This window comes from Pseudoselenomonas ruminantium (assembly GCF_900113715.1).
Classification (GTDB): Bacteria; Bacillota; Negativicutes; order Selenomonadales; family Selenomonadaceae; genus Selenomonas_A; species Selenomonas_A caprae.
The window spans coordinates 37,163-57,216 of the sequence record NZ_FOQK01000022.1 but is presented as its reverse complement, the minus strand read 5'-3'; the positions used below and the strand labels follow the sequence as shown (position 1 = coordinate 57,216).

The window sequence follows — 20,054 nt, the reverse complement described above, 5'->3', positions numbered from 1 at the left end:
AAGAAGGCCGATCTATAAGAAGCATCATTGAAGAGTATGGAATGTCAAAAGCCAGCATTATCAACTGGTGCAACGAATTTCGCGAAGAATGCCAGAACAATCCTGAAAGCCAGAATGAATACGACTCCATGAAAGAAATACGTAAGCTTAGAAAGGAGAATCTTTTCCTAAAAAAAGCAGCGGCATTCTTTGCAAAGGAAATCGATTAGAGGCTTATCGTGCCCAGAAACAGCGTGTGCTCAAGAGTGAGTCAGCAGGCATCACCCAAAGTATGAGCAAAGCTGGCTATCCCTATGATAATGCTCTGATGGAGCGCTACTTCAATACGCTAAAGAATGAATGGATTTACCTGCATGACTATCTAGCAGCGGACAATCTTTATGCATCTGTTGAAGAGTTCGCTTATGTCTGGTATAACCATGTGCGGCCACATTCATATAATGGTTACAAGACTCCATTCGAAGCCAGGACAGGAAATCAGCAATTATTAAGGCACAAGTGTTACAAAAATGCTTGACCACTACAGATAGGAAAAGTCTCAACGGAATATTCTCCCAGGTGTAATAGACATCCAGCCGCCGGCCGCCAAAGAAGGCCAAGGTAAGGATTGACCCAAGGCAATATAGGTCGTTTAGGGCAAAATTCCCTGCAGATAGGTGAAACCACCCATCATATTGCGAACCTCAAAGCCTGACTGCTTCAGCATGCGTTCCATGAAATATCCGTTCATGCCAATTTTGCAGATGACCACCAGGGGCCGTTTTTTATCCAGCTTATCCAGCTGTTCCCGCATTTTTGCCGCCGGGATATTGATTGCGCCCTCTACATGGCCTGCCGCAAACATTTCCGGCGGACGCACATCGATGATCAATGCCCCCCGCTCCTGTTCTGCCACCAGTTCCGCCGGCAACAGGGGATTAGTCAGCCCCTGCAGGATGTTATCGCCATAGTATCCGGCCATATTCACCGGGTCTTTGGCTGAAGAGAAGGGCGGCGCATAGGCAAGCTCCAAATCTTCCAAATCATACACCGTGCCGCCTAAACGCAAAACAGAAGCCAACACATCAATCCGCTTATCCACGCCCTTTTTACCAATTGCCTGGGCACCAAGGACCTTGCCATCCTGCAGGCTGAACAGCACTTTAAGGGCGAAGGGCTCCGCCTGGGGATAATAGGATGCATGATCATTGGGATAGGTGATGGTATAACGATAGTCTTTGCCATAAACCAGCCCCGCCTGCTGCAAGGCCCGCTCGTTTTTGCCAGTGGCGGCAGCAGTCAAAGAAAAGACCTTGAGCACAGAACTCCCCACCACACCGGCATACTTGCGTTTTTTGCCAGCAATATTGTCAGCGGCCAGCCGCCCCTGACGGTTGGCGGGACCAGCCAAAGGCAACGCCGCCTTCTTTCCCGTCAGGCCGTCAAAGGTCATCACCGCATCACCTACGGCAAAGACTGCCGGGGCACTGGTCTGCATATATTCATCAACTAAAATATGCCCTCGCTCCCCCAGCTTGATACCGCTGTCCTGCAGGAATGCCGTATCCGGACGCACGCCGATGGCCAGCACCACAAAATCAGCCGTCAACACCTCTTGAGGAAGTTTAACGCCAATGGTGCCATCCTCATGATGAAGGAATTCCTGTACGCCCTGCTCCAATAGCAGCTTCACGCCATTCTGACGCAGTTCTGCTTCTGCCAGGGCTGCCATATCCGTATCAAAAGGAGCCAGAATATGGGGTGCTGCTTCCACCAATGTCACGGACAGGCCCTGGGCCTGCAGATTCTCCGCCGCTTCCACGCCGATGAAACCGCCGCCGACCACCACGGCACGCCCCTGAGGATAATCCCCGGCCAGCTTCTTCAAAACCGCAGCATCTGGTACATTGCGCAGGGTTACAATGCGTTCATGGTCGATGCCCGGAATCGGCGGCCGCAGGGGCTGGGCACCCGGAGACAGCAGCAGGGCATCATAGCTTTCCGGATATTCTTCCTCCCCATGGCGAATAACTACCTGACGGGCTGCCGTATCCACCTTTATAACTTCGCTCTGCACCCGCACATCCACATGAAAAAGCCCGCGGAATTTGGCCGGTGTCATCACCAGCAAATCGTCCTGCCGAGGAATAACGCCCCCTACATAATAGGGCAGGCCGCAATTGGCAAAGGAAATATCGCCGCCACGCTCCACCAGAATGATTTCTGCCCCTTCGTCCAGCCGCCGCAGACGGGCAGCTGCCGTAGCACCGCCTGCCACGCCGCCAACTACGATATATTTTGCCATAATCATACCTCCAAACGAATATCAATTTCTCGATGTTATTATGATTATAGCAATTTACCGGATAATCGTTCGTGATTCAATCACTTTTACATATCCGTGCAAGGTTTGCTGGATTCCCCAGGCCCGCATTGGCCCAGAGTTTTGATATTTTTTTTTATGTACTTGCTATGTCATACCGCTACTACCTGCATTTTGCAAGTCTTTCTGCAAATAAGTCAAAAATCCCCTTAAGCAAGCCCTTGAAAAAGTGCTCACTTAAGGGGATTTCATTCACTATCTTTAGTGGTCAGACTTCAGCCCAGCCCCGCACATGGAGATCAGGGCATCGCGGGTACGTCCATGCTCCTCGCAATAGTGTAAATAACCAGCATATACAGCAGCAGTGGTATGTTCTGCATATATGCCCCGGCGGGACAGCGCTTCCCGGGCAGCGAGAATCTTATCCTCAGGAATGGTGGCCGATACGGCAGCGCCCCGGTCCTTGAAGGAAAGAGTGGGCATATAGTAGTCCATCTTCACCAGCACGTCTTCATCCAAAGGAACAATGGGTGTCATCCCCTCCCCCAGGGTAACCTGCCGCCAGCTTTCATCGGGCAAAGTCATAAATTTCCGGTAACGGAAAATGCTCCAGGTATCCTGGTCAATCAAGTCCCGGCTGAGCTTAGGCGGCTGAAAGTCCAGCTTCCACAAACCGCCGCAATCACATTTTACCTTCAAGGTCTGAATCTCTTCTTCATGACCGCATTTGCTGCATACATATTTCATTTTGACTCGCTCCCTTCAACAATAAATACTTGCCCCAAAGCCTGCCAATCTCTGTTTTCAGTCGATGGTCCATTCCCGCAGTTCGGCCACAGCTTCCACCTCCACCAAAGCACCATGATGCAGTTTGCCGGTGGGCACCACCGTTCGGGTCGGCTTATGGCCGCCGAAAAATTTGGCTATACCGTAACCTTATTTACCCCCAGGCGCTCTTCCACCTGCTCAATGCTGCCTTTCAGCTGGAAGATGCCTCGTGTGTCCATGAAGCGTATCTTAGCAATGCGTTCCTCACGGGAAAGGGCTGATGTCTCACAATCGGCCAAGATGTTATCAATCAGCGAAAAGACCATATCTTCCACCCGGTCAGGAGAAACATCCTTCTTGACCGTTGGTTTTTCCTTCACCTGGGGCAGGAAGGACTGAATGTATTCTGCCTGCTGCAACATCCTTGTCATGTCGATATTGATACAGAGCGCACCGATCAGTTTGCCCTCATCATCACGAATCATAACCGACGACGTACGAATCAGCTTGCCCTTCTTGCGAAAGAAATCATTGGCTACAAAATCCTCATTTGTATCGCCCTGTTCCATGGCACTTTTGACAAAGTGCTCAAAGCGCTGGCCAATCTTCCCGCCCTCTATTTTATTTTGAAGCAATCCATTGGACAGCAGGAAATCTAGCCTGTATCACGAAGTTATGTAGAAGCGAACGTTCCATTTTTCGTTCCCAGAAGGTATTTCATGAAGGAGCTATACGGCGTTTGAGACACGCAACGGCCATCTAAGGAGGAATATCTATGAATACCCTCAAAACCGTCGCCGCCAATATCTTTGACCTGGAAAAGGACCGCGCTCCCTTGGAAGAAATCGCGGAGCGCATCTATAGCGGCGGCACCCTCAAAGGCACAAACATGTGCATCCTGATTCTTGCCATTTTCATTGCCTCGATTGGTCTGAACATGAACAGCACCGCCGTCATCATCGGTGCCATGCTGATCTCGCCCCTGATGGGGGTCATCATGTCCCTAGGCTATGGCATGGCTACTTATGACAGCGCTTATGTCCGGGAATCCTTCCTGAAGCTCGTGTTTCAGGTCAGTCTCTCCGTCCTGACCTCAGCGGTATATTTTACCCTCTCCCCCATTGACACCGCTTCCACAGAACTTCTGGCCCGCACGGAGCCGACCATCTGGGACGTGCTTATCGCCATCTTTGGCGGCCTGGCCGGCATCATCGGCAGCACCCGCATCGAAAAGAGCAATGTGATTCCCGGCGTAGCTATCGCCACCGCCCTGATGCCGCCCTTGTGCACGGCAGGCTATGGACTGGCCACCTATTCGCCCAAGTTCTTCTTTGGCGCGCTCTACCTCTTCTTTATCAACAGTTTCTTCATCTGCCTGACCACCTTTATCGTGCTGAAATTCATCAAGATTCCTGCCAAGACCTATGTATCCGAGCAAGTTTTCCGCCGCCAGCGCTGGCTTCTCTCTCTGTTGGGAGTGCTCATCATCCTGCCCAGCATGTATATGGCCTACCAGAGCATCCGCAACAATCTGGAACATGCGCAGGTCAAAGCCTATATCGAAAGCAATTTCCAGCAGGGAAACCCGCAGGTCGTCGCCTTTCATCTGAATCCCCAGGAGAAAAAACTGGATCTGACTCTTATCGGCCGGACGGTTACAGATGAAGAACAGGCCGAACTGGAAAAAAAACTGCAGACTTATTCCCATTTTGCAGACTGGAACCTGCATATCATTCAGAACGATCTGTCCGGCACCGTCCGCGCTGAGGATGTCCAAAACCTCATCAACACCCAGTGGAACGCCGCTGGCGGAGCCAGCCTTGCCAAGGCCCAGGAAGATTTGCGCAAGTACAAGGAACTGAGCATGCGTTACAGCCCCGCCTACCAGCGATTCGAGGCCGACCAAAAGCTGCTGGCCAGCATACGGGAAAAAGCCCCTATCCTGTTCCCCTCCTTCACCGGCGTTGAAGGAGCCACCGTTGCCACGGAAAACAAGGATGGCCAAATCATCCCCACAGGATTCCTGGCCGTCATTACATGCAAATCACCACTTACCGAAGACGAACAAGCCCGGTTGCAAAAATGGCTAAATGCTGAAACTGAACTTCCCGTAAGTTTTATCCTGCGAATTACACCAGAAACAGATTAATACATTATGGAGTATCCCAGGTCATTTGGGTATAAATCAATTTATATTTATATGTTTTTCATTTTTTTGCTATACGAGGTGATTCCATGAATTTTTTGCGTATCAGTAAGGATGCCTTATCCATAGCCATGGCCTATGTGGGCGTTTTGGTGGGAGCTGGGCTTTCTTCCGGCCAAGATATGCTGCAATACTTTTTGAGTTTCGGACAATTATGCCGAATATCTACCTATCCGTTATGAATTACTTTGCTCTCTGCGTGATGAATGGCGTTTCCATGGCATTGGTGCCTTTGCCTTGATTTTCAACACGGCCTTCAGTCTTTATTACGCCACCGCCCGCCGTTTCGCCGGGGATGATGTACGCAAAATGCATCGTTATATCATTGGCATTGTAATCTTGGGCTATATCTGCAGTTTCGGCGGTTTCACCAAGCTGGTATCCTGGATGTATCCCTTGCTGGGCTATATGGGATTCCTGGTTTTGGCGGTGCTGTCCATTGCCTGGATTCAGGAGCGGGACAATATCATCCGGGAAAAATTCCTACGCCGCAAGATGATCCGCCTGCTGTTCCGCAAATACGACGACGATTATGAGTTTACCCGCCAAAACAAACAGACATTCCAAAAGCTCGGGGAAATGTCTGCGGCCGATACGGAAGGCCTCAAAAAAGACATCAAAGCCTATGTAGAAGATGTTGTGGAAAATCATGATGACCTGCAAGCTTACGCCAAGAAGAATTTGTCCATGGAGTGCTCGCCTTTAAAGAAAGAAAAAAAGGAATAATGCACTGTGCCTTTTCTCATTGACAATAAACCCATAAACGAACGATAATGGGCGAACATGTCTTTTTGACACAGTACACCAAGCGAGGTAATTTATGGACGAAGCTTTCGCGGTCATCATGGCCTTTTCCCGTCTATATGCAGGTGTCCACTACCCCACCGATGTAGTAAGCGGCATAATCGTAGCCTTTGTTGGCGGCTGCCTGACCTGGCACTTGCGCAGCACCATCTTTGACCGGAAATAAACAACAACATATCAAAAAGAAGCAGACTCTCCAGTTTGACTTTTGACATGTCATTTTAGTTGTTTATATTAGCTTTTTTCATAATCCTCCCTGTACAATTCATTCATACATAAATTTTTGTAAACAGGAATATCCCTCAAACATTTTCTCTGATATTAATCGGACGGCAGTTGAAAAACGAGAATAAAAATCCACACAGCAAAGGAGCGACATCCACATCGATGACGCTCCTTTGCTGTTATTTCATGTTCTCCCACCAGAGCCCAAAGTTCTGGGCATTGTCAAGATAAGCCGCTTCGCCAATTTCCGGGGTCAGCAGCTTATACCCCCGCCCCTGGCTAAAGTGGGAAAGCTCCCGATAAGGTTCCTGCCAGGGATGACGGGAAAGGGCGAACTTGCCGCCATGGGCTGGCAGCAGCAGTTTTGTCCTTGCATCCGTTGCTGCCTGGGCGGTTTCCTCCGGCAGCATATGGATGGCATGCCAGGCCATATTGTACTGGCCGTTTTCACCCAGCATCAGATCAAAACCGCCAAACTTTTCGCCGATGGCCTTGAAATGCTCGCCATAGCCCCCGTCGCCGGTATAATAGACCTTCCGCTGGGGCGTCACAAAGGCAAAGCCGCACCACAAGGTTGGATTGCGGTCAAGGAAGCGGCCAGAGAAGTGCTGGGAGGGTAAGATATGGACAGAAAAATCCTCCGCCAGCCTGACTTCCGTATCCCAATCTTCCTCACGGATCGTTGACATGTCAAATCCCCAAAAGTCAAAATGCTCTCCTACGCCCAAAGGACAGACAATCTGCTTCACCTTGGGCTTCAGGGCCATGACAGTAGGATAATCCAGATGGTCCCAATGATCGTGGGAAATGGCCAGCACATCAATCTCCGGCATATCATCAGCCGTGTAGACATTGCTGCCAGGAAAGGCCTTGTTGATGAAGAACACCGGCGAAGCATAGTCGCTGAATACCGGGTCAATCAGTATCCTGCGTCCTCCCAGCTGCAAAAAGAAGCTGGAATGCCCCAGCCACACCACAGCATCCTTGTCTTTGTCCAAAGCCTTCAGATCTGTCTTTTGAGATAGCATGGTTTCCTGGGGAGAAAGCTCGGATTTATCCCCAAAGAGGAATTTCGCCATAGCCACGAAGCGATTCTCCCCGCTCTCCTCATTCATCACCTGCACCGGCACCAGATTTTGGAACTGGCCGTTTTTATAATGAGGCGAGGCCTGCACGCGGGCCAGCCTTTGCCCTTGGGGCAGGCGGCCAAACTCCGGCCGCCTGGTAAAGAGCCAGCCGCCGGCAGACAGCATGCCCACAGCACCGATACCTCCCATAATAAATGTTCTGCGGTTCATCTTTTTCCCCATTATAAATCAGAGCGTCAGACTGTCCACCCATTCTTTCAACTCATCGATTGAAGGACAGCCGTTCAAAATTTTTCCTTCCATAACCGTCGCCCCCGGGCAGCTATCCTGAAGGCCTGCAACGCTCTTGCCAAAGCCGCTGCCGCCGGAAGTGGCAAAAAGAATGATTTTCTTGCCTGACATGTCATATTCTTCCAGAAAGCTGTTAGTGATATGGGGAGCCACATACCACCAGATGGGGAAGCCCAGGAAAATCACATCATAATCTCCCATGTTCTCCACCTTGCCCGCCACCGCCGGACGGGAGGCAGTATCCCGCATCTCCACGCTGCTGCGGGAGTTCTTGTCCTGCCAGTTCAGGTCTTCTTTTGTGTAGGGCACCTCCGGCTTGATCTCAAAAAGATCTGCCCCTGCGGCCTCGGCCAGATTGCTGGCAACCTTAGCCGTCACACCGCTGGCAGAAAAATACGCGACTAATGCTTTGCTCATAATGGATCCTTCTCCCTTCTACACTTATAAAGTCTTTATGATATCCTCGGCAATCTGTTCAGCAGTCAGATGATGTTCCTGCGCCAGCTTACCGTAATCATAGCGGTCATAGAATTTCTTGGGCAGGCCGAAGTTCAGCACCTTCATCCTGTCAGCACCATAGAAGCGGGCAATCTTCTCGCCGAAGCCGCCTTCCAGCACGCCATCTTCCAGCGTCACCACCATATCGTGGTTTTCCTTCAGGCTTTCCAGCAGTTCCTCATCCAGCCCCGTGATAAAGAGCGGATTGATTACCGTAGCCTCCATGCCCTGTTCTTTGAGCTTGGCCGCCGCTTCTTCCGCCAGATTGCAGAAACTGCCCAGACCGATAAGAGCCACCTGGCTGCCCTGGCGGACCACCTCGTACTTGTTCAGCTCGTCATAGCTCTTGCGGACAGGACGGTTGGAGCTCCCCACCATCATATGGGACACCCGGATGGCTACCGGGTATTTTTCCTGCGCCACCGACCAGTCCAGCATGGCCTGATATTCCTCCGGCGAAGTGGGTGCCAGATAAACAAGATTGGGGATATTGCTCATCATGGGGATGTCGTAGAAGCCCAGATGGGTTACATCATTCATGCCGTACATGGAGGCCCAGAACACCAGGAAGGTTGCGGGGCTGTTATTGACACATACATCCTGTGCCAGCTGGTCATAGGTACGCTGGAAGAACGAGGAATAATCCCCAAAGACCGGATGGGCACCATTTTTCGCCAAACCGGATGCCATAGCCACCGCCTGCTCCTCAGCAATGCCCACGTCGATATAATGCTCACCCAGCTCCTCACGGCGTGCCTGGGTAAGCCCCATGCTGGCAGGAGTTGCTGCCGAGATGGCGATGAATTTCTTATCCTCCTTGGCCAGCCGCAGGAAGGTCTCCGCCGTCTGTTCCGCATAAGGGTCAATCAACGGCTGTGTCACTTCACCGGTCTCGATATCAAAGGGCATATGCCAGTGCCACTCTTCCTTATTCTCTTCGGCAAACTTATAGCCTTTTCCTTTTTTGGTGACAATATGCAGCACCACAGGATGATCGATATCCTTGACTTCCTCCAGAGCCGCAATCATCGCCTCGGCATCATTGCCATCGGCCACGAAGCGATAATCAAGTCCCATAGCCTTGAACAGATTGCGTTCCGACTTACCATTGGTATCACGCAATTCCTTAAAGCCCTTATACATGCCGCCGTGAACTTCAGCAATGCTCTGGTCATTATCATTGAACACGATAATCAGATTGGACTTCATCTCCCCGGCAGTATCCAGCCCTTCCAATGCTTCACCGCCACTCATGGAACCATCGCCGATGATGGCGATGATATTTTCCTTGTCACCCTTGAGGTCACGAGCCTTGGCCAGTCCCGTTGCCAGACTGATGGAGGTAGACGTATGGCCCACATTGAACATATCGTGCGCGCTTTCCTCGGGGTTGGTATAGCCCGACACATCGTCGTAATGCTCCTCATAGAGATAGGCATCCTTGCGGCCCGTCAGCATCTTATGGGGATAGGCCTGATGGGAAATATCAAAGACAAACTTATCCTTCGGCGAATCAAACACCGTATGCAAGGCAATCGTGGCCTCCACAATACCGAAATCCGGGCCGAAATGGCCGCCATGGATACTGGCTCTTTTCAGCATAGCCTCCCGCATTTCGCGAGCCAGCGCTCTGCGCTGCTCCGCCGAGAACCCTTTGATATCCTCAGGACCCGTGACTTTCTCCAAATACATGAAATCGCTCCTTTGCTCTAGCTTACAACATTCATAATCTCAGCTGATGTTTGTAAGTCTATACCTTGGAGCAAACTTCAAGTCAATCCCCCCTTCCGAAAAAATTTCTAAACTTTTATTTTCTCAAGCTCCTCCCGTCCCACTAACTCCACATTTTTACATAGCGTGCCAGCCGCAGGTGGAGTACCGGCTCAGTGGGCAATTACACGATTTTGTAGCCGTGTTCCCCCAATGCCGTTAATGCTGCATTAAAATCGCCTTCCCTAACGAGGATATAATCTGTGTTGTAGGTGGATACGGCGAATATCCCTATCTTATTTTCTGCCAATATGGATGATATTTTCGACAGAATGCCAATCAGTGAAAAATCAAGTATTCCCTTTATACGAAAGGCCCGCCAGCCATCGTCACGCTCCAGTGTTTTAGTTGGAGTATTCTCAGTCTTGCAGACCAAGGATATTTCCTCATCCGTCCTGCCAACAAAATAAAAATCTTGATTCAAGTCAATTTCTGCCGTCGTTTTAAGTTTGCAAACCGTCAGCCGGCCATCAATTTGTTTCAATTCCATCTGCGCCCCCTCCTTACGACTCATTTACCAACTTACCTGTCATATACTCAATACCCATCGCCAGGCACTGCACCCGTGGCAGGGCATTTTTTAATTCCTTCTCCAGATATTCCTGATCGTCGGTGAATCTGCCTACGAGATGGGTACATATCCTTTTAGCCACCTCTTCGTCCTCCACCAGGCTGATTCTGCCGAAGGCGATGACACTCTCGATATTGAGGGCCCATTCCCCTTCTTTGCGATAGCCCTCATCGTAGGCACAGAAGCTGTCCTTGTCACACTTCTTGATGGCCTCAAGCTTATGCCCCGCCTTGGCCCCATGGAAATACAGCTTGCCATCTTCCTCACAGTACCAGTGATTGATAGGCAATCCATAGGGATAGCCATCCTCCCCAAGAAGAGAAAGCACTCCCCGCTTGGCATGGTTCAATACCTCACGGCATTCCTCTTCACTGACCTGCTGCTTAAAGCGTCTCATCTTTCTGAACATCATCCTATCCCCCTTCAATATGCAAAGAACGCCATATCTTTATCTTCGCTGACCTAACGATAAAGATATGGCGTCTTTCCTGCTCCCCGGTGGCAGCAGGCACCTTTTTATGTTCTTATGCTCCTATGTTACCACGTTGCCTGTATCAAATCAACCCCAGCCGCTGGAAGGCATGGAAGAGGCCATCCTCGGCCACGGCATCCGTCACGAAATCTGCCATCGCCTTGATCTCCTCACCGCCGTTGCCCATGGCTACGCCTACGGCACAGTATTCAAACATGGGCAAGTCAATCTTGGCATCGCCGAAGGCGATGGTGTCCTCAATTTTGCCATCGATATGTTTCAGCAGCTCATCAATGGCATGAGCCTTGGTGATGCCCTTGACGCCCAGGTCCCCGAACAGGGCCGTTTCCCCGACGCCGCCCCAGGTGCCTGCCTGCAGATCCGGGAAGGCTTCCTTGGCTGCCAGGAAGTCCTCATAGCTTTCGAGGATGAAGCTGACCTTGTTCAGATCGTCCCGGTAAAGCTCCCCACCGAAAATCATTTCGGGGAAAGCCTGCCGCACGGTCATCCTGGCGGCATTGTCCTGTCCCTTGCGGGCCGAATATTCCTGCATGACAGGCTCGCCCCGGGTCTCGAAGTTCTCGCTGGCAAAGAGGCCATTGTTGCTTTCGAGATAAAATTCCAGCTGGCGCTCATGGAGCCAGTCCACGATGCGGCGGCTCTGCTCTGCCGTGAGCAGCTGGTGCATGACCACCTGCCCGTCGTCCTCCACATAGCTGCCGTTGCCGCCAATCATGCCGTCAAGGCCGATGTCCCAGATTTCCTGATAGACCTCGGCCCGGCTGCGGCCCGTGCTGATATATACCTTATGCCCATTTGCCCTGGCCTGGCGGATAGCTGCCACTGCCGATTCCGGCAAGGCATTGTCATAATCCACCAGCGTACCATCCACATCAATGAAAATAATCCTGCTCACGCTACCCACTCCATTTTCTTCATAATTTATGCCCGATGGGCTCCATATTCCTGAACGTATAGACTTCCTGCATGCCAATCGCATCCCGCAGGATAGCCCGGGCCTCCTCCATGTGGTCGGCCAGATACTTGGTGGAATGAGCATCGGAACCGATCGTGATGATGCGGCCGCCCAAATCCTTGTAGAGCCGCAGGATATCCCGGGCAGGCATAGTGTCATCAAGGCCGTAATGCCAGGAAGAAGTATTAAGTTCAATGCCCTTGCCGTCGGCGATGGCCAGCTTCAGGATCTCGGCTATCATATCCCTGACGGCTGCAAAGGGATATTTCCCCTGCTTGTCATAGCGGCTGATAAGGTTCAGATGGGCCAGCACCGCGTAATGCTTGAAGTTCTTCATCACGTCATACATTTCCTGATAGTACCGCTCGTTGTACTCCTGCTGGCTGCGTCCCTGCTGGAATTCCTGATTCCAGAATTCCTTGTTCTCCACCTGATGGATGGAGAGCAGCACAAAGTCCAGCTTGTCCGCGTATTCCGCAAACAACGCCTCATATTTCGGGATAGTGCCGACCTGCACGCCGAATTCCAAACCACAGCGTAAAGCGATTTCCTTCGCAAACTCGGCCTTGACCCGGCTGAATTTCGCAAAGTACTTAGGATAATCCACATTGGCCAAGGGCTGCAGTTCCTCTGCCGCCAGACCTATGCCATCGCCGCCGCGGTACTCGATACCACCCTCATCCCAGTCCTTCTTGATGCCATAATCCACGTGGTCGGTAAAGCACATTTCCTGCAAGCCCAGCGAAACCGCCCGTTTTGCCTGCTCCTCCATCGGTTCACGGGAATCATCACTGAACTCCGTATGCACATGATAATCTGCCAGCATAAGCATATCCTCCCTCACAAAACCTTTTTATAGACATAAGCGGCAACGGCCGCCTGGGCTGCCACCAATGCCGCCAGCAGGCCAAAGGTAGCATAGAGGCTGGTCTGATGCGCCAGGAAGCCGATGGCCGCCGGCCCCATAAGGATGCCCAGATACCCCAGAGTGCTTACCGCCGGCACTGCCATGCTGATGGGCATATCCTGCTGCTTGCCCAGCAAAGAAAAGAACACCGGCACGATATTGGCACTGCCGATGCCAATGGCAAAGAAGCCTATGTATAAGAGCAGCGAACCGGGCGCAAAGATCACCAGCAGGAACCCCAGGAAAGCCAGCAAGCTGCCACCTACCACCACGGGTTTCTGCCCCAGCCACTGCACGGTAACATCTCCTAACAGCCGCATGACAAGCATGGCAGCTGAAAAAACCGTGAAGCCCATGCCTGCCAAGGACAGGTCAAAACCGCGGACAGTGGTGAGGAAAACACCGCTCCAATCCATGATTGCCCCTTCCACCAGAAAGGCAATGCAGGCCACTATGCCCACAAAGGCCACGATACCCCGCGGAATCGCCACCATGGCCCCGCCACCCTCACCGCCGAAGGGCAGCAGATGGCGGGCAAAAAAGGCCAGCGTGAGCAGCATTATCCCCACGGCAATGCAGGTGGAAATCAACGGTGTCAGCCCCAACGTGCCCACCCAAATGCCAAAGAGCCCGGCGCCGATAAAGCCGCCGACACTCCAAAGAGCATGCATGCCGGACATCAAGCGGCGCTTGGCCGCCTTTTCCACGAGCACCGCCTGAATATTGATGACCACATCAATACAGCCCATCATCGCGCCGAAGACCAGCAGTGAAAGGGCTGCCAGAACCATATTGTCTACCTGACACAAAACCAGCAAAAGCAAGGCAAAGACCGTGGCAGCCACCGTCAGCGTCTTCCGGCAGCCGAAACGCACAGCGGCCGCCCCAGAAAGCGGCATGGTCAAAAGCGAGCCGATGCCGATGCACAAGAGCAGCATGCCCAGCACGTCTTCGCCGATAGCCAGCCTTTCCCGCAAGAGCGGCACCAATGGCGCCCAAGATGCAGCCCCGAAGCCGCCGATGAAGAACAACGCCCGCGTGGAATGCTGCCGCATTTTCCCCGCCGCATACCGCTCTTTGACTTTTGACCGGTCAAATCTCTCGTTCATACCTTCGCTCCATTCCGTTCGCATTTTTCCAGATAAGCCCCTGCCAGCGCATGGATCCCGCGCCGGTAGTCCTCCCGCAGCTGCCTGCCCAGAATGAGCTCCGGCAGGAAGCGCTCTGGCAAGGAGGCCACACACAGCTTGCGGATCTCCGCTTCCTGTTCCGGCGCTATCCCCTCCAGATACAGCACCATGCCATGCGGGTTCCAGAAGCGGACAAAGCTGACGATCTTTTCTGCCACCTGAGCCGCCGATATTGCTGCGGGCTGATACTGGCCGCGGTCAAACAGGCAGGAAATCTCTCCGGCCAGCCCGTCACGGCCCTTATACAGCTCACCGTTGAGCAATATGCCTGCCCCTGGCGGATAATTCCGCGGCCAATAGATGCCTACCACCGTTTCCTGCCGGGCCGCCTGCCCCAAGGTCATGCCATACCCCGAAACCGCAGCGTTGATATCGTTGACCAGACAGACGGGCAGCCCCGTGGACGCTTCCAGCTGCTCCCGCAGCCGCACGCCCTTCAAGGCCGGATAGTCGACGACAGCCATCATGCCATCCACCTCCACCCCTGGCAGGCCCATCATGACCAAGGCCAGCTGCGGATACTGCCCTTGGTACCGCCGGATGGCTGCCAACAGGTAGGCCGGCGATACCTCCGGGCAAGCCACCCGCTCGGCAAAGACCGTATCCCCCAAAAGGTTCTCGATATTCACTTCCATCTGGTTCTCGCCCGCTTCCTCATAGAAGCAAAGCGTGAGGGCCAGACGCCTGTCCGCCAGATACCGGTACTGCCTGGCCGGCCGTCCCCCCTCCTCCGAAGCCGAAGGCCGGAAATCCTCCAGCAGCTCCACCTCGCCGCCTTCCTGCAGCAGCTTCACCAGCGTATTCACCGTCATGGCACTGAGCCCCGTGCGTTCCGCCAGCTGCGGCTTGGTCGCCTGCTTCAGGGCGCGCAGGGCCTGACGTACCTTCTGCAAGTTATGCTTGCGCAAATCTTTCTTGTCCATACTTACTCCGCTTAGTTTATATAATAACTTTATAAACCTATAATATAAAATCCTGACTGCTTTTGTCAACAGTCAGGATCTGTCTTTTGCACCACCGCTATCATTTTTCGCTGGGAAACAGCTCGAGCAGCAAGCCATCCGGCAGCTGCACCCATTTTTCCGGCTTGCCCGCCACGGGATGAACCCCTTCATAGGCCAGCATCTTTGCCAACGTGCCCTTGAAGTCACGCACCCTTATTCCCAAGTGATGGGCCTGACCGCTTGGAACTGTAGCGGGAGCCTCGATGAGCTGAATACCACCATCGAGCCAAACCTGCTGCAATTTGCCATCATTTTCCCGCCGCCGGGTCACGGTCATGCCCAGCACCTCTTCAAAGAACGCCAAGCTCCACTGAATGTCGGCTACCGTAACCGCCGCATGATCGATATACGCCTTTTCCTCTGTCATCTGCATACACCATCCTCATACCAATCCGTCAACATAACCTCTCTATGCCTATACTTCGCCACAGAACGATTATTTCCTGTCAGATGGTTCCAATCTATCGCCAAAGCCCACGAGGGCATCGACGGCATGAGCGCGCCGAATTGCAAGGACAGAGACATCCTTGCCTGGGTGAACGATACGGGGTCATTTCCCCGCCGGCAGCTCCCACTCCGCCGGCAGCCCCCTGCACAGCAGCACGGGACAAGCCGCATGCTGCGTGACAAAGCGGGACACACTGCCTTGGAGGATGCTGCGGAAGGTGCCGAAGCCATGCGTCCCCATGACAATCATATCGCTTTCCTCTTCCTCTGACACCTGGAGGATGACCTCGCCAGGGCTGCCCACCTCCACGCGGGTATGGGCGTGGATTTCGCTGGGGATTGCATGCATCAGGTCAGCGAGGAATTGATAGGCAGCGATCTTCAGCTCCGCTGGCACATAGCCACTGAGGCTGACCTGCTCAAAGGCTGCCACCTCCTGGTTGTAGTCCACCACCATCAGCAGGGTGATTTCCGCCTGGGTCACGGCTGCCAGCCGGACTGCCTCCCGCACGGCCTGAAAGGCCTGGCCGGAACCGTCCGTAGGCAGCAGGATGCGGTCACATGTGATAGCTTGCCGGGGCCGCTTTCTGATTTCCTCAATCCAAGCGGCAGCATCCATTTGACTTGTCATTTCTGTCTTTTCCACAATATCATCCCCTATTCTGCCAGTTCCTTCACCAACGCTGCCATCTGTTCCTGCTGATGCGCGCCGGCTGCCTGCTTGGTCAGCAGCTCCTTGCGGGAAGCGTTGAACCGCAGACAGAACAGTATCCCCACGATCCCCATATAGAGGAGGAAAGCCCCAAAGGTCTGGGAAATATCCAGGAAGCCTGCCCCGCGGGCGATGATGTCCCGCTGGAAATGGAATTCCCAGGTCAACGGAAACACATGGCTGAATTTCACCACCCAGTCCGCAAAGAAGGTGGTAGGTGCCGTCATGCCACCGAAAATGAAGCCCCCGGGAATGAAGAGGATCATGCGGCTCGAGGCAATGCCGGGATTGGCCGCAGTCCAACCAAAGAACAGCGACAGCGCCCCGATGGTGGGGATCATGAACAGCTGCACGACTACGAAGGTCAGCAGACTGCCGGAAAAAGTCAGATCACCCCAGACACGCAGCACAGCCAGCCCCACGACCCAGGATACCAGCAGGCAGAAGCCGTAGGGCACCAGGCGGATCAGCAGATTCCAGGGAGTCCCATGAAGCAGCACCTCGTCGAGCTGATGGCTCAGCCGCAGCCTGGGGATCATGCCGATGGTGGCAAAGGTAAAGAACATGGCCCCAAAGAACAGCAGGAACCCAAGCGTTTCGCCGTTATCCTTGGAATCCTGGGGATTGAAGAGATTACGGGATGCCAGACTGAGCTGCCCCTGCAGACTGTCATTGCTGCTGCCCACGTCACCGTTGGCCACCGCATTGTCCAGCCCTACGATTTCATTGAGGGCCTCCTTGATGTTGCTGGTAGCCGCAGAACTGGTGTTATCATAGAAAACGCCGAGATTGGCCGCCTCACCGGTATAGCGGGCCTTTTCCAGCCCCGGCGGGAAATAGACCACCGCCACAGCCCTGTCCTGATAGAACAGCTCCTTGGGATCCTGCGGCGTGTTCAGCACCGCCGTGACCTTCATGAACTCCGAAGCCTCGATATGGTTTATCAATTCGCGCGAATACGCCGAGTTATCCAGATCGATGACAGCGACCTTAGCATCTTTCGCAATATTGCCACTGAGCAGCACTGACATGATGACCGTGATGACCATAGCCACCATAAGACAGACTTTTTCATAAGGCATTCCCTGACCGGAAAACAGGAACCGCAACTCATCTCTTAGTGAATTCACTGTCTTTCACCTCAATCGTCATGCCTGGGATTACCCCTTCTTGCTTATCGATGTAAATGCGTACCTGGAAGGCGGACAGGTCCGACTGGCCCTTCTCCCGGGAATTCTTCAGATCGGCAAACCCCGGGGCCTGCGCCAAAAGACGGATCGTGCCGGTAACCTCCTTTTCCCCAGCCACCGTAGTTCCTGTGATCACCTTGCCCTCGGCCAGATGGGCAGCCTGCTTCTCGCTGACATAGATGTCGTAGTAGCTGCGGCTGCTTTCCAGCAGCACCACCGGCGTGGAGGGCGAAATCATCTCCCCCTCCTTGGCCAGCACTTTGAGGATCTTGCCATCCTCCGGGGCACGCAGGGTCAGGCGTTCCTTGGCAACCTCCAGCTCCTTCAGCTGGACTTCCAGGGCAGCCTTCTGCTGGCGCAGGGCTTCCACATCGTTGGCCATATTGGCAGCGGCCAGCCGTTCCTGAGCGATGGCGTCCGTACCGCTGCCGTTGGTGGCGGCAGTCAGTTTATTCAGCAGCTGTTTCTGCTGCTCCAGATTGGCCTGCGCCACATTGAGGGCCATCTCCGCATCATCCAGCTGGGACTGGGCAATGGCGCCAGCCTCCAGCAGCGCAGCCTTGCGGTCATAGTCGATCCGGGCATTCTTCAAGGTCACACTGGCAGACTGTACCGCAGCCTGCTGCTGATCGATGCCGCGATAGTTCTGGCTTTCATCTGTATCCGCTTTGAGGTAGTTGATCCCCTGCGTCCCGCTGGCCGAGGCGATCTGCGCCTCCATCTGGGCAATCTGGGTCTTCAATTTGGCGATGGAAAGATCTGTATCCGTAGCGTCAAGCTCCATGATCACATCGCCTTTCTTTACCCAGTCTCCTTCCTTCACCGCCTCCTTGACGAGCCGTCCGCCGACGGAGTCAAAGGACAGCTTCACCTGTTCAGCCGTAAGGATACCCTCTTTCTTCTCCGTAGCCAGCACCAAGGCATCGTTGCCCGTATACATCAGCACCAGCCCCCCGATGATCAGCAGGGCAATGAATAATATCCCTGTGCGCTTGGCTTTTTCTTTCGTATTCATCCGCTATTCTCTCCTTATATAGTTTGCTAGCTAACTATATTGACAAAAAAATCAAGTGCCTCAGGCACTTAATTTTTCCAACAGCATAATAAGCTCTTTCTGTTCTGCTTCCGTCAGCTTCTCCATGAGCTTGCTGACCCGCAGATAATGGTCCGGCAGTATCCCTTCCATGAAATCGCAGCCCGCTTCCGTCAGGCTCACCACCTTGGCCCGGCCATCCTGTGCCGCGGGACGGATATCTACCAGTCCATCCCGTTCCATGCGCTGGAGCATATTGCTGATGGTGGCCCGGGTCACCCCTACTTTGGCCGCCAGCAGCGAAGGCGCAATGCCCTCTTTGCCATGCTGGTGAAGCACCACCAGCGCACAGAATTTCCCCTCTGACAGCTGATAGTCCTGCTGCAGCACATCCAGAATGGACTGCTGGATCTCCTCGCTGGCCGTCTTGATGTTCAGCATGGCGATGACTGCCGCTGGATTTATCTCCGGCACGATTTTCTTATGCCGTTCCAACTCGGCAAAAGTAGGTACCATTTCCCGTTTCATGATCTTCTCCGTTAATATGATTAGCTTGCTAACTATACATTATAATGATTTTTTTCCTGTTGTCAACGCTGCCTGACGCGAAAAAGCTATCCCCCAAGCAAAAATCACTCAGGAGACAGCTCCCTATCTCTTACTTCAAAAAGCCGTTGACAATCTGTTCTTCGGCTTCTTTTTCCGTCAAGCCCAAGGTCATCAGCTTGATGAGCTGGTCGCCGGCAATCTTGCCGATGGCAGCTTCATGCACCAGCATGGCATCCACGTTGTTGGCTTCCAGGGAAGGCACTGCCAGTATGCGACCCTCGTCCATGATGATGGAATCGCACTCCGTATGTCCATGGCAGGCAGCGTTGCCCACGATGCGCAGGTCCAGCTTCTGATAGGACTTGTCCTTGGCTACGCCGCGGGACACCACATCAGCACTGGCATTTTCTCCATCCAGGGACACCTCATATTCGCTGTACGCATACTGCTTGCCATGAGTCATGAGGCGCTCCCGCACGATCAGGCTGGCATCTGCCTTGAGGTTGGCCTTGGTGGTGCGGCTGGTGGAATCCACGCCCTTGATCTGCACCATTTCCATCTCCATGGAGCTGCCTGCTTCCATGGTCACTTCCGTAACAGGATTCAGGATGCGCTGCCCCATGCCATCGCCAGAGCCGTAATGTTTTTCCACATACTTGACCTTGGCATTCTCCCCCACGAAGAAGCGGTGCACGCCGTCATGCTCCGAGTCCTGGGTACCGCAGTTGTCGATGCCGCAGCCTGCCACGATCACCACATCGGCGCCCTCGCCGATGTAGAAGTCGTTATACACCGTTTCCTTCATGCCGCTTTCGCTCATGACCACAGGGATATGCACGCTCTCATTCTTGGTGCCGGGCTTGATGTGGATATCGATGCCGGAGCCATCTTCCTTCGAGGTGATTTCGATATTGGCACTGCTGCCGCGGCCCACGGATTTGCCATTGGCCCGCAGATTATACGCCCCCATGGGGACATCGTGGAGATCCGCCACCTCCAGCAGCAGTCTTTTCTGTATTTCATCCATCTTCAACATAGCGTGGCCTCCCCC

22 protein-coding genes and 1 pseudogene are annotated in these 20,054 nt (G+C 53.3%); 5 read left to right on the top strand and 18 right to left on the bottom strand.

Annotated features, from left to right (window positions below):
• Nucleotides 1–209, top strand: a 209-nt coding sequence (locus BM181_RS15870; protein ID WP_442758764.1) for a transposase, incomplete at its 5' end; no start/stop codon positions are given.
• Between the two features lie 38 nt (nt 210–247).
• Nucleotides 248–517 (top strand): annotated as a pseudogene (locus BM181_RS15865) (integrase core domain-containing protein); the annotation flags it as partial.
• Between the two features lie 114 nt (nt 518–631).
• On the opposite strand, the gene BM181_RS11400 reads toward BM181_RS15865, so the two are convergent.
• From BM181_RS11400 to BM181_RS11385, 3 genes are all read right to left on the bottom strand, one after another.
• Nucleotides 632–2,284 carry an FAD-dependent oxidoreductase gene (locus tag BM181_RS11400; protein ID WP_075445035.1) on the bottom strand — a complete coding sequence of 551 codons (1,653 nt, stop codon included), beginning with the start codon at nt 2,282–2,284 and terminating at the stop codon, nt 632–634.
• Between the two features lie 279 nt (nt 2,285–2,563).
• Nucleotides 2,564–3,049 carry a threonine synthase gene (locus BM181_RS11395; protein ID WP_082336285.1) on the bottom strand — a complete coding sequence of 162 codons (486 nt, stop codon included), beginning with the start codon at nt 3,047–3,049 and terminating at the stop codon, nt 2,564–2,566.
• A gap of 176 nt (nt 3,050–3,225) precedes the next feature.
• Nucleotides 3,226–3,705, bottom strand: coding sequence for a PAS domain-containing protein (locus BM181_RS11385; protein ID WP_256211368.1), 480 nt, complete (start codon nt 3,703–3,705; stop codon nt 3,226–3,228).
• A gap of 140 nt (nt 3,706–3,845) precedes the next feature.
• Here BM181_RS11385 and BM181_RS11380 point away from each other — a divergent pair, with 140 nt between their 5' ends.
• The 3 genes from BM181_RS11380 to BM181_RS11370 all read left to right on the top strand — a co-directional run bounded on the left by BM181_RS11380 (nt 3,846) and on the right by BM181_RS11370 (nt 6,246).
• Nucleotides 3,846–5,219: a DUF389 domain-containing protein gene (locus tag BM181_RS11380; RefSeq protein WP_075445033.1), complete on the top strand. Its 1,374-nt coding sequence runs from the start codon at nt 3,846–3,848 to the stop codon at nt 5,217–5,219.
• Nucleotides 5,220–5,585: 366 nt separating this feature from the next.
• Entirely contained in the window at nt 5,586–6,002 is a 417-nt protein-coding gene (locus BM181_RS11375) for a hypothetical protein (protein WP_075445031.1), read from the top strand.
• Between the two features lie 94 nt (nt 6,003–6,096).
• On the top strand, nt 6,097–6,246 hold the full coding sequence (locus BM181_RS11370) for a phosphatase PAP2 family protein (protein WP_143092182.1): 150 nt from the start codon (nt 6,097–6,099) through the stop codon (nt 6,244–6,246).
• A 238-nt stretch (nt 6,247–6,484) separates the two neighbouring features.
• On the opposite strand, the gene BM181_RS11365 is transcribed toward BM181_RS11370, so the two are convergent.
• From BM181_RS11365 to BM181_RS11295, 15 genes are all read right to left on the bottom strand, one after another.
• Nucleotides 6,485–7,603 carry an MBL fold metallo-hydrolase gene (locus BM181_RS11365; protein ID WP_075445047.1) on the bottom strand — a complete coding sequence of 373 codons (1,119 nt, stop codon included), beginning with the start codon at nt 7,601–7,603 and terminating at the stop codon, nt 6,485–6,487.
• Between the two features lie 18 nt (nt 7,604–7,621).
• Entirely contained in the window at nt 7,622–8,101 is a 480-nt protein-coding gene (locus BM181_RS11360; RefSeq protein ID WP_075445029.1) for a flavodoxin, read from the bottom strand.
• 24 nt (nt 8,102–8,125) lie between these two features.
• A complete protein-coding gene (locus BM181_RS11355; protein ID WP_075445027.1) occupies nt 8,126–9,874 on the bottom strand; it encodes a 1-deoxy-D-xylulose-5-phosphate synthase in 1,749 nt (582 codons plus the stop codon).
• Between the two features lie 202 nt (nt 9,875–10,076).
• Nucleotides 10,077–10,442, bottom strand: coding sequence for an ACT domain-containing protein (locus tag BM181_RS11350; protein WP_075445025.1), 366 nt, complete (start codon nt 10,440–10,442; stop codon nt 10,077–10,079).
• 13 nt (nt 10,443–10,455) lie between these two features.
• Nucleotides 10,456–10,935 carry a pyridoxamine 5'-phosphate oxidase family protein gene (locus BM181_RS11345; RefSeq protein WP_256211367.1) on the bottom strand — a complete coding sequence of 160 codons (480 nt, stop codon included), beginning with the start codon at nt 10,933–10,935 and terminating at the stop codon, nt 10,456–10,458.
• Nucleotides 10,936–11,077: 142 nt separating this feature from the next.
• Nucleotides 11,078–11,911, bottom strand: a complete 834-nt coding sequence (locus BM181_RS11340; protein WP_075445021.1) for an HAD family hydrolase — start codon at nt 11,909–11,911, stop codon at nt 11,078–11,080.
• A gap of 19 nt (nt 11,912–11,930) precedes the next feature.
• Nucleotides 11,931–12,797, bottom strand: a complete 867-nt coding sequence (locus BM181_RS11335; RefSeq protein ID WP_075445019.1) for a histidinol-phosphatase HisJ family protein — start codon at nt 12,795–12,797, stop codon at nt 11,931–11,933.
• Between the two features lie 14 nt (nt 12,798–12,811).
• Nucleotides 12,812–13,987 carry an MFS transporter gene (locus tag BM181_RS11330; RefSeq protein WP_082336283.1) on the bottom strand — a complete coding sequence of 392 codons (1,176 nt, stop codon included), beginning with the start codon at nt 13,985–13,987 and terminating at the stop codon, nt 12,812–12,814.
• Entirely contained in the window at nt 13,984–14,991 is a 1,008-nt protein-coding gene (locus tag BM181_RS11325; protein WP_075445017.1) for an ROK family protein, read from the bottom strand. The genes BM181_RS11330 and BM181_RS11325 overlap by 4 nt, the downstream gene beginning before the upstream one ends.
• Before the next feature lie 100 nt (nt 14,992–15,091).
• Nucleotides 15,092–15,445 (bottom strand): VOC family protein, encoded by a 354-nt coding sequence (locus tag BM181_RS11320; RefSeq protein ID WP_256211366.1) that lies wholly within the window; start codon nt 15,443–15,445, stop codon nt 15,092–15,094.
• A gap of 177 nt (nt 15,446–15,622) precedes the next feature.
• A complete protein-coding gene (locus tag BM181_RS11315) occupies nt 15,623–16,165 on the bottom strand; it encodes a universal stress protein (protein WP_371263038.1) in 543 nt (180 codons plus the stop codon).
• Nucleotides 16,166–16,176: 11 nt separating this feature from the next.
• A complete protein-coding gene (locus BM181_RS11310) occupies nt 16,177–17,361 on the bottom strand; it encodes an ABC transporter permease (RefSeq protein ID WP_075445013.1) in 1,185 nt (394 codons plus the stop codon).
• A complete protein-coding gene (locus BM181_RS11305; protein ID WP_075445011.1) occupies nt 17,342–18,436 on the bottom strand; it encodes an HlyD family secretion protein in 1,095 nt (364 codons plus the stop codon). Before BM181_RS11305 ends, BM181_RS11310 begins: the two co-directional genes overlap by 20 nt.
• A gap of 60 nt (nt 18,437–18,496) precedes the next feature.
• Nucleotides 18,497–18,982 carry a MarR family winged helix-turn-helix transcriptional regulator gene (locus BM181_RS11300; protein ID WP_075445009.1) on the bottom strand — a complete coding sequence of 162 codons (486 nt, stop codon included), beginning with the start codon at nt 18,980–18,982 and terminating at the stop codon, nt 18,497–18,499.
• Nucleotides 18,983–19,112: 130 nt separating this feature from the next.
• Complete coding sequence (locus BM181_RS11295) at nt 19,113–20,039, bottom strand: SufB/SufD family protein (RefSeq protein ID WP_075445007.1); 927 nt, start codon at nt 20,037–20,039, stop codon at nt 19,113–19,115.
• Nucleotides 20,040–20,054 lie beyond the last annotated feature (15 nt).

Excerpts from the sequence above, each read along its gene's own strand:
- BM181_RS11335 (WP_075445019.1), bottom strand. The coding sequence starts at position 12,797 with ATGCTGGCAGATTATCATGTGCATACGGAGTTCAGTGATGATTCCCGT.
- BM181_RS11395 (WP_082336285.1), bottom strand. The coding sequence starts at position 3,049 with ATGAAATATGTATGCAGCAAATGCGGTCATGAAGAAGAGATTCAGACC.
- BM181_RS11325 (WP_075445017.1), bottom strand. The coding sequence starts at position 14,991 with ATGGACAAGAAAGATTTGCGCAAGCATAACTTGCAGAAGGTACGTCAG.
- BM181_RS11355 (WP_075445027.1), bottom strand. The coding sequence starts at position 9,874 with ATGTATTTGGAGAAAGTCACGGGTCCTGAGGATATCAAAGGGTTCTCG.
- BM181_RS11305 (WP_075445011.1), bottom strand. The coding sequence starts at position 18,436 with ATGAATACGAAAGAAAAAGCCAAGCGCACAGGGATATTATTCATTGCC.
- BM181_RS11300 (WP_075445009.1), bottom strand. The coding sequence starts at position 18,982 with ATGAAACGGGAAATGGTACCTACTTTTGCCGAGTTGGAACGGCATAAG.
- BM181_RS11345 (WP_256211367.1), bottom strand. The coding sequence starts at position 10,935 with ATGATGTTCAGAAAGATGAGACGCTTTAAGCAGCAGGTCAGTGAAGAG.
- BM181_RS11320 (WP_256211366.1), bottom strand. The coding sequence starts at position 15,445 with ATGCAGATGACAGAGGAAAAGGCGTATATCGATCATGCGGCGGTTACG.
- BM181_RS11380 (WP_075445033.1), top strand. The coding sequence starts at position 3,846 with ATGAATACCCTCAAAACCGTCGCCGCCAATATCTTTGACCTGGAAAAG.
- BM181_RS11400 (WP_075445035.1), bottom strand. The coding sequence starts at position 2,284 with ATGGCAAAATATATCGTAGTTGGCGGCGTGGCAGGCGGTGCTACGGCA.
- BM181_RS11365 (WP_075445047.1), bottom strand. The coding sequence starts at position 7,603 with ATGAACCGCAGAACATTTATTATGGGAGGTATCGGTGCTGTGGGCATG.
- BM181_RS11330 (WP_082336283.1), bottom strand. The coding sequence starts at position 13,987 with ATGAACGAGAGATTTGACCGGTCAAAAGTCAAAGAGCGGTATGCGGCG.
- BM181_RS11360 (WP_075445029.1), bottom strand. The coding sequence starts at position 8,101 with ATGAGCAAAGCATTAGTCGCGTATTTTTCTGCCAGCGGTGTGACGGCT.
- BM181_RS11295 (WP_075445007.1), bottom strand. The coding sequence starts at position 20,039 with ATGTTGAAGATGGATGAAATACAGAAAAGACTGCTGCTGGAGGTGGCG.
- BM181_RS11350 (WP_075445025.1), bottom strand. The coding sequence starts at position 10,442 with ATGGAATTGAAACAAATTGATGGCCGGCTGACGGTTTGCAAACTTAAA.
- BM181_RS11375 (WP_075445031.1), top strand. The coding sequence starts at position 5,586 with ATGCATCGTTATATCATTGGCATTGTAATCTTGGGCTATATCTGCAGT.
- BM181_RS11370 (WP_143092182.1), top strand. The coding sequence starts at position 6,097 with ATGGACGAAGCTTTCGCGGTCATCATGGCCTTTTCCCGTCTATATGCA.